The organism is Streptomyces sp. URMC 123 (assembly GCF_051386515.1).
In the GTDB taxonomy this organism is placed as follows: Bacteria; Actinomycetota; Actinomycetes; order Streptomycetales; family Streptomycetaceae; genus Streptomyces.
In genome coordinates this window covers 1-13,255 of the sequence record NZ_JBPQTV010000171.1, presented here as the reverse complement: position 1 = coordinate 13,255, position 13,255 = coordinate 1, and the positions used below count along the sequence as shown (strand labels likewise).

General features: G+C 73.5%; 8 protein-coding genes and 1 riboswitch. Of the genes, 4 read left to right on the top strand and 4 right to left on the bottom strand.

The window, feature by feature from the left end:
• Nucleotides 1–22 precede the first annotated feature (22 nt).
• The gene (locus ACSNOD_RS19640; protein ID WP_436768288.1) at nt 23–3,535 is read left to right on the top strand and encodes an AfsR/SARP family transcriptional regulator; all 3,513 of its coding nucleotides are present in this window, start codon (nt 23–25) and stop codon (nt 3,533–3,535) included.
• Between the two features lie 234 nt (nt 3,536–3,769).
• Here the strand turns inward: ACSNOD_RS19640 and ACSNOD_RS19635 are convergent, their stop codons facing one another.
• Entirely contained in the window at nt 3,770–4,447 is a 678-nt protein-coding gene (locus ACSNOD_RS19635) for a TetR/AcrR family transcriptional regulator (protein WP_436768287.1), read from the bottom strand.
• Between the two features lie 185 nt (nt 4,448–4,632).
• Here ACSNOD_RS19635 and ACSNOD_RS19630 point away from each other — a divergent pair, with 185 nt between their 5' ends.
• Together ACSNOD_RS19630 and ACSNOD_RS19625 are read left to right on the top strand one after the other, a co-directional pair.
• Nucleotides 4,633–6,228 (top strand): MFS transporter, encoded by a 1,596-nt coding sequence (locus tag ACSNOD_RS19630; RefSeq protein ID WP_436768286.1) that lies wholly within the window; start codon nt 4,633–4,635, stop codon nt 6,226–6,228.
• 315 nt (nt 6,229–6,543) lie between these two features.
• Complete coding sequence (locus ACSNOD_RS19625) at nt 6,544–7,197, top strand: DUF4360 domain-containing protein (RefSeq protein WP_436768285.1); 654 nt, start codon at nt 6,544–6,546, stop codon at nt 7,195–7,197.
• Between the two features lie 89 nt (nt 7,198–7,286).
• On the opposite strand, the gene ACSNOD_RS19620 is transcribed toward ACSNOD_RS19625, so the two are convergent.
• Nucleotides 7,287–7,697, bottom strand: a complete 411-nt coding sequence (locus ACSNOD_RS19620) for a hypothetical protein (RefSeq protein WP_436768284.1) — start codon at nt 7,695–7,697, stop codon at nt 7,287–7,289.
• Between the two features lie 107 nt (nt 7,698–7,804).
• Complete coding sequence (locus ACSNOD_RS19615) at nt 7,805–8,083, bottom strand: type II toxin-antitoxin system Phd/YefM family antitoxin (protein WP_436768283.1); 279 nt, start codon at nt 8,081–8,083, stop codon at nt 7,805–7,807.
• A 186-nt stretch (nt 8,084–8,269) separates the two neighbouring features.
• Between ACSNOD_RS19615 and ACSNOD_RS19610 the strand changes: the two genes are divergently transcribed.
• On the top strand, nt 8,270–9,148 hold the full coding sequence (locus ACSNOD_RS19610) for a hypothetical protein (RefSeq protein WP_436768282.1): 879 nt from the start codon (nt 8,270–8,272) through the stop codon (nt 9,146–9,148).
• A 123-nt stretch (nt 9,149–9,271) separates the two neighbouring features.
• Here ACSNOD_RS19610 and cobN read toward each other — a convergent pair whose 3' ends face one another.
• Nucleotides 9,272–12,901: a cobaltochelatase subunit CobN gene (gene cobN, locus ACSNOD_RS19605; protein WP_436768281.1), complete on the bottom strand. Its 3,630-nt coding sequence runs from the start codon at nt 12,899–12,901 to the stop codon at nt 9,272–9,274.
• A 126-nt stretch (nt 12,902–13,027) separates the two neighbouring features.
• A riboswitch (cobalamin riboswitch) is annotated at nt 13,028–13,101 on the bottom strand.
• Nucleotides 13,102–13,255: the final 154 nt, after the last annotated feature.

Sequence of the window (13,255 nt, the reverse complement as noted above, 5' to 3'; positions counted from 1 at the left end):
GACCGAACGCGAGGGGGAAGCAGTGAGCACGCCTGCTGAAAACGTCGGTGGTGCCGGCGGCACGAACAGAGGAACACGTGCCGGAACGGACACGGGAACGCGTACGGGAGCGCATACGGGGACGGGCACGGGAGCGCGTACGGGACCGGACAAGGGCACAGCGGAGAGCCCCTCGCCACCCGGCGCGTTACGCATCCGCATCCTCGGCCCCGTCCGCGTCGAGGCCGGCGGCCGCGAGATCGGCCTCGGCCCGCAGCAGCGCGTGCTGCTCGCCGCCCTCGTGCTCGCCCGCGGCCAGGCGATCAGCAGAGCCCGGCTGATCGACCTGCTCTGGGAGGGCGACGTCCCCGACGGCGCCGCCGCGGCCGCCACCCTGCGGGCCCACGTCCTCCACCTGCGCAGAGTGCTGGAGCCCGACCGCCGCGGCCGCGGCCGCCTCGGCTTCGAGGTGCTGGTGAGCGTCGGCGGCGCCAAGGACACCAGCTACGCGCTGCGGCTGGCCGACGACCAGGTGGACGCCACCCAGTTCGTGCGGCTCGCCCAACGGGCCCGCGACGCGCTGGGCGTGCAGCGCCCGGAGGACGCCGTACGCCTGCTGGACCGGGCCCTCGCGCTGTGGGACGGCGCCGCCCTCACCGGCGTGGACGGGCGCAGCTTCGCCGTCGCCGAGGCGGCCCGGCTGGAGGAACTGCGCCTGGTGGCCCGCGAGGACCGGCTCGACGCGCTGCTGGCCCTCGGCCGGCACCAGGACGTGATCGACGAGGTCCGCGCGCTCGTCGGCGAGCACCGGCTGCGCGAGCGGCTGTGGGCCCAGCTGATCCTCGCCCTGCACCGGTGCGGCCGCCGGGCCGACGCCCTCGCCGCCTACCGGCAGATCTACCGCCTGCTCGCCGACGAGCTCGGCCTCGAACCCGGCCGCCCCCTCAAGCGGCTCCACCAGCAGGTGCTGCTCGCCGACCCGCTGCTGGACCGGCCCGGGGCGCCCGCCCCCGAGGGCCGTGCCGGGCCCCGCCCGGCCATGCCCGTGCCGCGCCAACTCCCCCCGGACGTCGCCGCGTTCACCGGCCGCGAGGGCGATGTGCGCCGGCTGGACGAGCTGCTCTCCGACGGCGACCCGGGCCCCGGCCGCACCCTCGTCATCACCTCCGTCACCGGCACCGCCGGCATCGGCAAGACCACGCTCGCCGTCCACTGGATGCACCGCGTCGCCGACCGCTTCCCCGACGGCCAGCTGTACGTCAACCTCCGCGGCTACGCCCACGCCGCGCCCGCCGGCGCCGACGAGGCGCTCGGCCATATGCTGCGCGCCCTCGGCGTGGCCCCCGCGCTCGTGCCGGAGAGCCAGGACGAGAAGGCGGCCCTGTACCGGTCGCTGCTGGCCGACAAGCGGCTGCTGATCCTGCTGGACGACGCCGCCGAGCTCGACCAGGTGCGCCCCCTGCTGCCCGGCTCGCCGACCTGCCTGGTCGTCGTCACCAGCCGCAACGACCTGCGCGGCCTCACCGCGTTCCACGACGCCCAGCGCATCGGCCTGACCGTCTTCAGCGAGGAGGAGGCCGTCACGCTGCTCGCCCGGATCGTCGGCGAGGAACGCGTACGGGCCGAGCCGGCGGCCGCGGCCGAGCTGGCCCGGCTCTGCGGCTGCCTCCCGCTGGCCCTGCGGGTGTGCGCCGCCAACCTCATCGGCAGTCCGCACCGCGCCATCGCCGACCTGGCGCGGGAGCTGCGCGAGGGGAACCGGCTGGCCGAGCTCAATGTCGACGGCGACCAGGAGACTGCCGTACGGGCCGCCTTCGACCTGTCGTACGCCGCCCTGCCGGCCGACGCCCGCCGGCTCTTCCGGCTGCTGGGCCTGGTCCCCGGCACCGATGTGCCGGCCGCGGCCGCCCCCGCCCTCGCCGGTGCCCCCGCGGCGGAGACCGACCGCCTCCTGGACCTCCTGGTCTCCCGCAACCTGCTGGAGACCTACCGGGCCGGCCGGTTCCACTTCCATGACCTGGTGCGCCTGTACGCCCGTGAGCGGTGCGAGGAGGAGGACACCGCCGAGGAGCGGGACACCGCGCTGCGCCGCCTGCTGGCCTGGTACCAGTCCACCGCCGACGGCGCCGCCCGCGGCCTGTACGGGGAGTTCTACTCGCATCTCCCCGTCCCCTGCCCGGAGGCCGGCGGCGCCCCGGTCGCGCCCCTGGACTTCGGCTCCCCCCTCGACGCCCTGGGCTGGCTGAACGAGGAGCGCGGCAATCTGCTGGCCGCCATCGACCACGCCGCCCGCACCGGCCCGTACCCCTTCGCCTGGGAGGTCGCCCACACCCTGCACGGCTATCTGCACCTGATGAGCGGCGGCAGCAAGGCCGAGTGGCTGCGGATCTCGCTGGCCGGGCTGGGCGCCGCCGAGGCCGCGGGCGACCGCTGCGGCCAGGGCCTGATGCACTGGAGCCTGGGCAACGTCCGCTGGGAGATGGCCGAGTACGCGGCCGCCGTCCGGCACAGCGAGCTGGCCGTGGCCGCGCTGCGCCGCGCCGGGCTCTCCATCGAGCGGGGCGGCGCGCTGCTGGTGCTGGCCGCCGCCCAGCAGGCGCTGGGCCGGCCCGACCCGGCCCGCGACCACGCCCGCCGGGCGCTGGAGGCGTTCCGCTCCATCGGGCACGCGGCGGGCGAGGCGCTCTCGCTGGGGCAGATGGGCTTCCTCCGGCTGGACCGGGGCCGGTTCGACGCGGCCCTCGACCTGTTCCGGCGCGCCCGTACGACGGCGGAGCGCAGCGGCTATCCGGCCGCGGCGGCCTTCGCCACCTGGGGCATGGGCATCGCCCAGCACCGCAGGGGCCGCCACGGGGAGGCCGTGCGGCACCTGGAGGAGGTGCTGGCGCCGTCCGACCAGCCGCCGCCCTCGTACGTGGAGGAGGGCGCGCTGCGCGACCTGGCGGTGGTCTGCCGCGACAGCGGCGAGCACCATCTGGCGCTCAAGCACGTCAGCGCGGCGCTGAGCGTGGTCCACCGCACTCACCGCCGGCTCTTCGAGGCCGATGTGCACCAGGTGCTCGGCACGGTCCTGAGCCGGCTCGACGACGCGCCCGGTGCGGCCGAGCACCACGCCCTCGCGCTGCGGCTGGCCGGGGAGACCGGCTGCCGGCGCGCGGAGGCGGCGGCCCGGATCGGCCTCGCGGAGGTCCACCGGCGGCAGGGGCGCGGCGCCGACGCCGCTGTCGCCGCCGAGGCGGCGCTGGCGACGTCCCGGGAGTGCGGGCTGGCCGTGCTGGAGGGCGCCGCCCTGGTCGAGCTCGCCCGCGCCCGGCTGCTGCTGGGCGAGCCGGCGGCGGCGCGGGAGGCGGCGGAGGCGGCGGTCGCGAACCACGGGCGCAGCGGCCACCGGCTGGGCACGGCCCAGGCGCTCGGCGCGCTGGGGGACGCGCTGCGCGCCCTGGGCCGGCCGGAGGCGGCCGACGCCCACCAGCGGCGCGCGGCTGCGCTGTGCGAGCTCATCGGCGCCCCCCTCCCGGGCGCCGAGGCTCCCCACCCGCCCCGTCGGCGCGGCTGACCACCCACCTCAGCCGTCCCCTCCTGGTGCGTGTCGCGGCTCGGTCGGCGGTCCGCCCGTGCGCCACGGGGTCGCGCCGGCCGGCGCGCCGCGCGGAAGGGCTGCGTCCGGGCATCGGACTCACCCCCGCGGAGTCCGTACCCCGGCGCCCGTGCCCTTCCCTGCCCGCGGCCGTCGGCCGGCGTTGACACCAGCGTCACAGCCGGCCGTGAAAGACGCGTTGAAGCGCGGGCGTCAGCGCCAGGAGCCGAAGAGGTCGGGGCCCATGCGGTCGAGGCCGGCCTCCATCGCCGCGGCGATGTCGTCGACGTTCGCCTCGTCCTCCGCGCCGGGCCCGTCCCCCTGGTAGCGGGTGCGGGTGATGACCCGGCCCACGGCGCTGAAGATGGCCACGATCAGATGCGCCCGGGGGTCCTGCTCGGGGTCGATGCCCTCGCGGGCGGCGATCACCGCGACCAGCCGGGCCTCCATCTCCTCCGTCTGCCGCAGCCGGGGCGCGAGCAGCCCGGGCGTGCTCTCGACCAGCCGCATCATCGCCATGTGCAGATCGGCGTTCACGCCCGCCACCTCGCCGCTCCTGACCTGGTCCAGCACGGCGCGGAACGCGCCCCGCATGGCCTGCAGCGGGCTCTCGGTCGGCGGGCGGTCGCCCAGCGCCGCGAGAAAGGCGTCGTCGACGCCGGTCAGCGGGGCGAGGGCCACCTCCTCCTTGCTGGCGAAGTAGCGGAAGAACGTGCGCTGGGAGACCTCCACCGCCTCGGCGATCTGGTCGACGGTGGTGTTCTCGTAGCCCTGGCTGAGGAAGAGCCGGAGCGCGGCGCGGGTCAGCTGCTCGCGGGTCCGCTGTTTCTTGCGCTGACGCAGTCCCGCGGGCGGCGGTGGGGCTGGCGACGCGGTCCGGGTGTCGGTCACTGCTCGGTCTCCTCCATGGCGCGTGGTGCTGCAGAGGATATGCGCAGCCGGACATGGCAGGAACTGTCTAATGCCAGGCATTGCCAATTGTCAGTTGCTGTAATAATCTTCCTGTTCGATCGTGTCAACAGCTTCGATGTCGCCGCACTGCACCGCAGCACGAGGCGATGGACGGGGGAACGCGCATGGCTCGTACCACACTTGATGCGGCGTCGGAGGCGGCTCCCGGGGGCCGCCCGGGGCTGCGCGGGCGGCCCTGGCTGACCCTGATAGCCGTCTCCGTCGGCGTCATGATGGTGGCGCTGGACGGCACGATTGTGGCGATCGCCAACCCCGCGATCCAGGCCGACCTCAAAGCGTCTCTCGCCGATGTTCAGTGGATCACCAACGGCTATCTGCTGGCCCTGGCCGTCACCCTGGTCACCGCCGGCAAGCTCGGCGACCGCTTCGGCCACCGGCAGACCTTCCTCATCGGCATCGCCGGCTTCGCCGCCACCTCCGCCGCCATCGGCCTCTCCGACAACGTGGCGCTGATCGTCACCTTCCGGGTGCTCCAGGGCCTGTTCGGCGCCCTGATGCAGCCCGCCGCGCTGGGCCTGCTGCGGGTGACCTTCCCGCCGGAGAAGCTCAACATGGCGATCGGCATCTGGGGCGCGGTCCTCGGCGCCTCCACCGCCGCCGGCCCGATCGTCGGCGGGCTGCTGGTCGAGCACGTCAGCTGGCAGGCCGTGTTCTTCGTCAATGTGCCGGTCGGCGTCGCGGCGCTGCTGCTCGGCCTGGTCATCCTGCGCGACAACCGCGCCGAACACGCCCCCAAGTCCTTCGACGTGCTCGGTGTGGTGCTGCTCTCCGGCGCCATGTTCTGCCTGGTGTGGGGCCTGATCAAGGCCCCCGAGTGGGGCTGGGGCGACCCGCTGACCCTGGTCTTCCTGATCGGCTCGGTGGTGGCGTTCGTCGCCTTCGCCCTCTGGCAGCAGAAGGTCGCCGAGCCCCTCATCCCGCTGCGGATATTCCGCTCGGTGCAGCTGAGCGCGGGCACCGTGCTCATGGTGCTCATGGCCTTCGCCTTCATGGGCGGCCTGTTCTTCGTGACCTTCTACCTCCAGAACGTGCACGGCATGAGCCCGGTCAAGAGCGGTGTCCACATGCTGCCGCTCACCGCGATGATGATCGTCAGCTCGCCGCTGGCGGCCGCCGCCATCGGCAAGCTCGGGCCGCGCCCCCCGCTGGTCGGCGGCATGGTGCTGACCGCGATCTCGCTGTTCGGGATGTCCACGCTGCAGGTCGACAGCGGCACCGCCATCACCTCGCTGTGGTTCGCCCTGATGGGCCTCGGGCTCGCGCCGGTCATGGTCGGCGCCACCGATGTCATCGTCAGCAACGCGCCCCCCGAGCTCGCCGGTGTGGCCGGCGGTCTTCAGCAGTCCGCCATGCAGGTCGGCGGCAGCCTGGGCACGGCCGTGCTCGGCGTGCTGATGGCCTCCCGGGTGGACAGCGTCCTCGACGAGAAGTGGACCGAGGCCAAGCTGCCTCCGCTCACCCCCGAAACGGCCGAGCCGGTCAAGGATTTGGCCAAGGTCGGCATGGCGCCGCCGGCCGGGCCGGGCGTCCCCGAGCAGGCCGCCGAGGCGATGTCGGGCGTGGCCCACTCCGCGTTCATCTCCGGCATGTCGCTGGCGTTCATGGTGGCCGGTGTGATCGCCGTGGTGGCCGCCGGCTTCGCCCTGCTCACCAAGCCGAACCCGGCGCGCTTGGGCGGGACGGCGGTCCCGCACATCTGACGCCGCGGCCCGCGCCGCCGCCCCCGGCCCGTACGACGCCGTTCCCGACCGGCCCCGTGTTCGCACGGGGCCGGTCCTTTTGTGCCGCGGTGTCCTCGGCCCCGGGGTTCCCAAACTGTCTTGTTTGCAAGCACGGGGGACCTGTTCGCGCGGTCCTCCGTTTCCTACTATCTGAGCCACTTGGCGGCCCGTCGAAAAAGGGCCGCGCACGGCAGCTCCGAAACATCGCCCTCCCCGCGTCTCTTCCGGGGATTCACCGAATTTCCGACCGGACAGGCGAGTCGCGCCTGCCCCACGGCGATCGACAGGAGAACCATGCCCAACTACATTTTCGCGAGCGGTGCGATAGTGGCCTTGGCCGCCACCGCGCTGCCCGCCCAGGACGCCGCGGCCCTTTCCATCGTCGCGCCCCCCGACAAGATCGTGATCGAGGTCGCGACGGTCAATGGCTCCGGCTGCCGCGAGGGCACCGCGGCCGTCGCCGTGGCGCCCGACAACACCGCCTTCACCGTCACCTACAGCGACTATCTGGCGTCCGTCGGCCCGAAGGCCGACCCGACCGGATTCCGCAAGAACTGCCAGCTCAGCCTGATCGTGCACGTTCCCCAGGGCTTCACCTACGCCATCGCCAGCGCGGACTACCGGGGCTTCGCGTACCTCAACCCCGGTGCCACCTCCGTGCAGAAGGCGTCGTACTACTTCCAGGGCTCGGCCCAGACGGCCGCCAAGACGCATCCGTTCCGCGGCCCGTACAACGACAACTGGCAGGCCTCCGACGAGACGGAGGTGGCCGCGCTGGTGTGGGCCCCGTGCGGTGAGCGACGGAACTTCAACGTCAACACCGAGTTGCGGGTCTCGGCCGGCACGTCGGACCCCAACAAGACGAGCTTCATGACCATGGACTCGACCGACGGTGAGATCAACACCGTCTATCGACTGGCCTGGAAGACCTGCCCCACGGGCGCCTGAGGCGCCGGGGGAGCGTGCGGGCCCTTCCGCGCCGGAACCACCGGGCCCGCGCGTTCCGCGGAGCGCCGCTCACCGTTCGAGGGGGCGGCTCACTGTTCGAGAAGGCGGACGAGGATCTCCGCGCCGATCTGCGAGCTCCGCAGGAACCGCACGACGACGACGGGTTCGTCCCGCAGTCGCCAGCGCCGCGTTATGCATTCGCCGGGCGAGGCCCGCCGGAAGACGATGACGAAGTCCCAGGGGTGCTCGCCGGTCCCCGCTCCGTAGTCGTCGTCATGACCGTTGCCCAGTGCCTCGTCGAGTTTGGCCCGGTGCTCCTTGGTGATGCCGCGCCGCCAGTAGTAACAGGGCGGGGGTTTGCCGCCCTCGTCCGGGTCCCGGAAGTCCGGCGGGATGCTCAGGCCGTATTCGATGACGTCGAAGAGGCTTTCGATCGTGCTGGTGGCACAGCCGACGAGATCCTGACGGGCGTCGGCGGTGATTAAGAACGGTCGCTGCACCGCACCTTTATAGCGCAGAACCGGCCCACCACCCCGGATGCTTTCCGGGCATCAACCCGCTTCCGGCAACCGCGCGTTCGCGCCATTCGGCGCGCGTCATCGGCGTTTCAGGGGTGCAGTCCCAACTGCTTCCGAGCTGTTTCCGCGTCGATGAGAGCGTCGCTCTCATCCGTTTCATCCGGATATGGAGCGGACCCCACAAGGCTCTGAATCGCCGCATCCACGGTGATATCGCCGACCGGGGCGATGGCGGCGAGGAACTTTCCGTGGCGTGTGATGAGGGCCGGCTGGCCCGACTGACAGACGTCCTGGATCACCTGCGAGGTCCTCTGGGAGAGCTCACGCATGGTGACGATCCTGGCATCGCTCAGGCTGATCTTCGTCATGGGCTCTCCTCTGGTCTGTCTTCCGCGGCCGGGTCAGTGTGTCCCTCAAGTTGTAGTCACAAATGTAGTACAACTGAGGAGCGAACTCTCTGCAAGTCGCTTATCCGCCAAGTGGGTTCACGTGTGGGTCCACTCACTCGTACCAGTGATGGGAGTCAGGTGCGGCCCGAACAGCAGGACGCCCCCGTGGCCCAGCCGGAGGACCCGGGAACGTCGATACGTGCCGCCGCACGCTGGCTGACCACGGCTTTCGCCGCGGTCGGCGCCGTCCTGGCGGCCGGTCTCCAGCTCGGCTCGCTGGGCGGGCTGTCGGAGGAGGCGCCCTGGCGCCTGCTGGTGGCGCTGGCCGCGGTCCTCCTCGCCCTGCTGGGCGTCGGATGGGTGATCGTCCAGGCCGCCCACGTCCTGATCACACCCGATCTGACCTGGACCGATCTCTTCGTCAACCATGAGATCCCGGCGTACGAGCGCCGGGGCCGGGCGCAGCCGCTGCTGCGGGCCGGCCGCAGCCATCTGGCCTTCGACGACCTGCTCTCGCAGCTGAGGACCGCCAGCGCGCTGGAGCCGGTGCCGTTCGAGGGCACGGCGGCCCTGCGCGGCCGGCTGGCCCGGGCCCGGGAGCGGGCCGCGGCCGACCCCGAGGACCCGGTGGCCGAGCGGGCGGTCGCCGAGCTGGAAGAGGCCGTCGCCCTCTGTCTGACCAGGGCGAACGCCTGGCAGTCGCGGCGGCTCTACCGGTCGCTGATCCGCACGCTGCTGATCGGTGGCACCCTCACCGCCGGCTGTCTCGTCCTCTTCGCCTGGGCCACCAACCCGCCGCCCGACCCGTCGCCGCGTGTGACGAAGCCGGTCGCCGTGCGCGTCCATGTCACGGCCGAGCCGAAGATCTTGGCCGAAATGGGACTGGGAACGGATTGTCGAGAGCGCACGCTGCAGGGTTTCGCGATCGGCGGCCGGCTCGACGAGCCGCTGGTGGCCGTGGCCCCGACGGGGGCGTGTACGGCGGCCCGCCTCAAGGTGACCCCGCGGATCGGCACGGCCGTCCCGCTGGAGAGCGGAAAGTGAACGGGCACCCGCGCCCGTAGCGGCTTCGGGGGCCGCGCGCCCGCACCCGTACCGCCGGAAAGGGGACGGGCCCCGCCGAGGCGGGGCCCGTTCGTCGTGGCGCGGCCGGGGCCGGCGGCGGGGTCAGCCCTCGCCGTCCTCGCCCTCCAGCGCGCCCTCCGTCTCCAGGAAGACCTCGCGCAGCGCCTCCAGCGTCGCCGCGTCCGGCTTCGCCCACATGCCGCGGCTCTCGGCCTCCAGCAGCCGCTCCGCCATGCCGTGCAGCGCCCAGGGGTTGGCCTCCTCCAGGAACCGGCGGTTCTCCGGGTCCAGCACATACGTCTGGGCGAGCTTGTCGTACATCCAGTCGGCGACCACACCGGTCGTGGCGTCGTACCCGAAGAGGTAGTCGACGGTGGCGGCCAGCTCGAACGCGCCCTTGTAGCCGTGCCGGCGCATCGCCTCGATCCAGCGCGGGTTGACCACGCGGGCGCGGAAGACGCGCGACGTCTCCTCCACCAGGGTGCGGGTGCGCACCGTCTCGGGGCGCGTCGAGTCGCCGATGTACGCCTCGGGCGCGGTGCCCCGCAGCGCGCGCACGGTCGCCACCATGCCGCCGTGGTACTGGAAGTAGTCGTCCGAGTCGGCGATGTCGTGCTCGCGGGTGTCGGTGTTCTTGGCCGCCACGGCGATCCGCTTGTACGCGGTCTCCATCTCCGCGCGCGCCGGCCGCCCCTCCAGCTCGCGCCCGTACGCGTAACCGCCCCACACCGTGTACACCTCGGCGAGGTCGGCGTCCGTGCGCCAGTCGCGGCTGTCGATGAGCTGGAGCAGGCCCGCGCCGTACGTCCCCGGGCGGGAGCCGAAGATACGGGTGGTGGCGCGGCGCTCGTCGCCGTGCTCGGCGAGGTCCGCCCGCACGTGCGCGGCGACGTGGTTGGACTCGGCCGGCTCGTCCAGGGCGGCCACCAGCCGCACCGCGTCGTCCAGCAGCCCGATGACGTGCGGGAAGGCGTCCCGGAAGAAGCCGCTGATGCGCAGGGTGACATCGATGCGCGGGCGGCCGAGCTCCTCCAGCGCGATCGGTTCAAGACCCGTGACCCGGCGCGAGGCGTCGTCCCACACCGGCCGGACGCCCAGCAGCGCCAGCACCTCGGCCACGTCGTCACCGGAGGTGCGCATGGCGCTGGTGCCCCACAGGGACAGGCCGACGGAGGTCGGCCAGGTGCCGTGGTCGGCGCGGTAGCGCTCCAGCAGCGAGTCGGCCAGCGCCTGCCCCGTCTCCCAGGCGAGCCGGCTCGGCACGGCCTTGGGGTCGACGGAGTAGAAGTTGCGGCCCGTCGGCAGCACGTTGACCAGGCCGCGCAGCGGCGACCCGGACGGGCCGGCCGGCACGAAGCCGCCGTTCAGGGCGTGCACGGCGTGGTCGATCTCGTCGGTGGTGGCCGCCAGGCGCGGCACGACCTGGCGGGCGGCGAAGTCGAGGATCGCGGCCACCTGCTCGCCCTGGCCCTCGGCGACGGTGGGAACGGCGGCCGGGTCCCAGCCGGCGGCCTCCATCGCCTCGACCAGGGCGCGGGCCTTGGCCTCCGCCTCGTCGGCGGTGGTGCGGGTGGCGGCCGACTCGTCCAGGCCGAGCGCCTCCCGCAGCCCGGGCAGGGACTGCGTACCGCCCCAGATCTGGCGGGCGCGCAGGATCGCCAGCACCAGGTTGACCCGCTCCGGGCCGGTGGGGGCGACGCCCAGGACGTGCAGGCCGTCGCGGATCTGCGCGTCCTTGACCTCGCACAGCCAGCCGTCGACGTGCAGCAGGAAGTCGTCGAAGCCGTCGTCGTCGGGGCGGTCCTCCAGGCCCAGGTCGTGGTCGAGCTTCGCGGCCTGGATCAGGGTCCAGATCTGGGCGCGGATCGCCGGCAGCTTGGCCGGGTCCATGGCGGAGATCTGCGCGTACTCGTCGAGGAGCTGCTCCAGGCGCGTGATGTCGCCGTACGACTCGGCGCGCGCCATCGGCGGCACCAGGTGGTCGACGAGGGTGGCGTGCACCCGCCGCTTGGCCTGGGTGCCCTCGCCCGGGTCGTTGACCAGGAAGGGGTAGATCAGCGGCAGGTCGCCGAGGGCCGCGTCCGGCCCGCAGGCGGCGGACAGCCCGGCGTTCTTGCCCGGCAGCCACTCCAGGTTGCCGTGCTTGCCGAGGTGGACCATGGCGTCGGCGCCGAAGCCGCCCTCCTCGCGGGCCGCGGCGATCCAGCGGTAGGCGGCCAGATAGTGGTGCGAGGGCGGCAGGTCGGGGTCGTGGTAGATGGCGATGGGGTTCTCGCCGAAGCCGCGCGGCGGCTGGATGAGGATCAGCAGGTTGCCGCGCCGCAGGGCCGCGAGGACGATGTCGCCCTCCGGGTCGCCGCCCTGGCCGACCCGGCTGCGGTCGAGGAACATCTCGCCCGGCGGCGGGCCCCAGTGCTCCTCGACGGCGTCGCGCAGCTCCTGCGGCAGCCGCGCGTACCAGCGCTTGTAGTCCGCGGCGGGGATGCGCACGGGGTTGCGGGCGAGCTGCTCCTCGGTGAGCCACTCCTGGTCGTGGCCGCCCGCCTCGATCAGGGCGCGGATCAGCTCGTCGCCGTCGCCGGACTCCAGGCCGGGCACGGGCTCGGCGGTCTCGTCGCCGAAGTCGTAGCCCTCGGCGCGCAGTCGGCGCAGCAGGGCGACGGCGCTGGCGGGGGTGTCCAGGCCGACGGCGTTGCCGATCCGCGAGTGCTTGGTGGGGTACGCCGACAGCACCAGGGCCAGGCGCTTCTCGGCGGCGGGGATGTGGCGCAGGCGGGCGTGGCGCACGGCGGTGCCGGCGACGCGGGCGGCGCGCTCGGGGTCGGCGACGTACGCCGGCAGCCCGTCCTCGTCGATCTCCTTGAAGGAGAACGGCACGGTGATCAGCCGGCCGTCGAACTCGGGCACGGCGACCTGGGTGGCGGCGTCGAGCGGGGAGAGGCCCTCGTCGTTCTCCTCCCACGCGCTGCGCGGGCCGGTCAGGCACAGCGCCTGGAGGATCGGCACGTCGAGCGCGGCCAGCGCGCCGGCGTCCCACGACTCGTCGTCGCCGCCGGCGGAGGCGTCGGCCGGGCGGGTGCCGCCGGCGGCGAGCACGGTGGTGACGATGGCGTCGGCCGCGCGCAGGGCCTCCAGGAGCTCCGGCTCGGGGGCGCGCAGCGAGGCGACGAACAGCGGCAGCGGGGTGCCGCCGGCGTCCTCGATGGCCGTGCACAGGGCCTCGACGAAGGCGGTGTTGCCGCTCATGTGGTGGGCGCGGTAGTAGAGAACGGCGACCGTGGGGCCGGTGGTGCCGCGCGCGGTCCGCTCCAGCGGGCCCCAGGTGGGGGCGGCGGCGGGGGGCTCGAAGCCGTGGCCGGTGAGCAGCACGGTGTCGGACAGGAAGCGGGCGAGCTGTTCGAGGTTGGCGGGCCCGCCGTGGGCCAGGTAGGCGTGCGCCTCGGCGGCGATGCCGACGGGGACGGTCGACGCCTCCATCAGCTGGGCGTCGGGAGCCTGTTCGCCGGTGAGGACGACGACGGGCCGGGGGCCGGCCAGCAACTGGTCCAGGCCCTCCTGCCAGGCGCGGAGGCCGCCGAGGAGCCGTACGACCACGAGGTCGGTGCCCTCCAGCAGCTCCGGCAGGTCGGTGAGGTCGATCCTGGACGGATTGGCGAGCCGGTACGAGACGGGCCCGTCACTGGCCCGGGCGCTCAGCAGGTCGGTGTCGGACGTCGACAACAGCAGGATCATGCGGCGCTCCCCTGAACACGAACTTCGGCGGTCACGGCAGGGGTGCGGGAGGGCAGGTACGGGTTAGCGCGCATGCTGCGGCCGGCCTTCCTCGGGGTCCGCGCCCCGGGCGGTGGAGGACGGCGGGAGTTCCTGGCTTCCGTGGCATCGCTGCCGCGGTGACAGTGGCGGGACCGCGCCGGATTCTCACCGGCTTCCTCCCCTGGCGCCGTCGCTGGCGTCCGGCGGGCCGGTCGGCGCCGCCGTTCAGGGCCTGTCTCCGACAGGCCCTGATGCATAGTAGTGCGGCGCGATCGGGGCGTCGTGGGCGGTCACCACGGGGACGCGGGGCGCGGGGCGCGCGTCCCCGTGGTG

Coding starts and splice junctions, on each gene's coding strand:
- ACSNOD_RS19625 (WP_436768285.1), top strand. CDS start 6,544: ATGCCCAACTACATTTTCGCGAGCGGTGCGATAGTGGCCTTGGCCGCC.
- ACSNOD_RS19630 (WP_436768286.1), top strand. CDS start 4,633: ATGGCTCGTACCACACTTGATGCGGCGTCGGAGGCGGCTCCCGGGGGC.
- cobN (WP_436768281.1), bottom strand. CDS start 12,901: ATGATCCTGCTGTTGTCGACGTCCGACACCGACCTGCTGAGCGCCCGG.
- ACSNOD_RS19615 (WP_436768283.1), bottom strand. CDS start 8,083: ATGACGAAGATCAGCCTGAGCGATGCCAGGATCGTCACCATGCGTGAG.